Origin of the sequence: Mariprofundus sp. KV, from assembly GCF_013387475.1 — a bacterium.
Taxonomy (GTDB): Bacteria; Pseudomonadota; Zetaproteobacteria; order Mariprofundales; family Mariprofundaceae; genus Mariprofundus.
In genome coordinates this window covers 1-1,727 of record NZ_VWNB01000020.1, presented here as the reverse complement: position 1 = coordinate 1,727, position 1,727 = coordinate 1, and the positions used below count along the sequence as shown (strand labels likewise).

Below are 1,727 nucleotides of genomic sequence, written 5' to 3'. Positions count from 1 at the left end.
TAGAGTCTCCTCAAGAAGCCCTTTTTAACTTTTCACTCACCAACAGCAGTTGGCATAGGAAAAGGTTTCAAGTGTCGTAAGATGGCTCTGAAGCAACTCACGTATCTCTTCACATACTCACGCACAGCATAAAGCGCTGTCATTTTCCGATCAGGCAGCCAAAATCTGGCTAGTGCCATCAGGTTCATCACCAGGAAGATACTCCTCACCCATGCCTCAGAGGTTGAAGCCAGTCGAGCACGGATTTGATTGAGTCGGTAACCGTTTTTTTCCTGTCCAAACTTACCTTCGACAGGGATTCGCTTTCGCTCATCCTCTCGTTGTTGCCGTTTGATCTGCCTGATCTCTTCCTTGTTGTCAGCGGTCGCCTTCTTTGGCCTGCCAAGCGGTTTGCCTGCAAACCTGATGCCGTGATCTTTCAACCATTTGCGGTTATCCCGTGTGCCATAAATGCCATCGGCATGTACTGACTCAGGATAGAACCCAAAACGTTCCTTGTAAGCCTCAACCTGCGGAATCAAGTCTTGGGATTCATTGAAAGCATCCCAACTCAAGCGATCTACAAAGGCCAGCTTACCCATCATACTCACACTGATCTTTGAACCGAATTCAACAGATTTCCCCGCCTTGCCACGTACAATAGGACGAACATGTGGCTGACTGATACTGATGATGCGATCACTACAACTTCTGATGTTGCTCTTGTACATCTGTTGCTGCTGCGCATACAGGTGCTGAATGATCCAGTATTGGCGCTGGAGTTTGTGATTCAACGGAAATGCCATGCCTGTCTCAGGTATCAGAATATCCAGCATCTGTTCAATATATTTGAAATCACGCCGAAGATATTGCAGTTGCTGGCGAATAGCCTTGCGAATCAGTTTACTGCCAGGGCGTTTGCGCTTGCTTATGCCCAGATAAACCTTTCGCGCCTGTTGGCGGTAGGTGCGGGGCTTCTTGCCCGTGATCTCTTGATGTTCATGAAGTATATCGACCATGGTCTCGGCAATCTCACGGGCATTGTTGAGTAGGCTTACATCCGTTGGAAAACGAATCATCTGATCCGCTACCGTCGCATCCATTAGCAATCGACCATGATGAGTAACTTCTTTTGAATCGACTTCTGCTGAGGCTGAACTGGTTTCAGTTGTAGCATCACCTGAAGGTGGCGATGTTGGAGTGTCCTCATCGTTATTTTTAACGTCTGCCTGCTGCTTACTCTTCTGGATCGAAACAGCCTGATCAACGATAGCCTGCTCAAAGCTCTCAAACATATCCGCACCCATACGTTTGCGGATCTCTACAAACAGACTCGGAACAAACGGCAATGCATCAATATATGTTTCGTAGCCACAGAAATACTGAAGATACGGATTTTCCTGAATCTGCAGAACTGTTTCCTCATCGGAGAGATTCAGTTTGTGCTTGATGATCATCGCACCAATAACCAACCGTGCCGGTTTGGATGGGCGACCTTTCAGATTCATCACTGAATTGTAAGCTGGCTCAAGATTATCCCATGGCACAACCGCAGAAAGCTGAACCCAGCGGTTCTCTGGTTTCAAGCTCCCACCAAACGGGAGGATAAATGTCAGTTGTCGGTCATCTTCTTCACGTATCATGTGCAAGCCTTTTGGGTGAGAATGCCACCTGTCCTTGCACTTTACGCTACCATAAATGATTACTTATTGTTATATATCAATAGCTTGAGGGTTCTTGAGGACGAT

At 47.0% G+C, this 1,727-nt stretch carries 1 pseudogene; it reads right to left on the bottom strand.

Annotated features, from left to right (window positions below):
• Positions 1-131 precede the first annotated feature (131 nt).
• Positions 132-1,622 (bottom strand): annotated as a pseudogene (locus F3F93_RS12310) (IS5 family transposase); the annotation flags it as partial.
• Between the last annotated feature and the right edge of the window lie 105 nt (positions 1,623-1,727).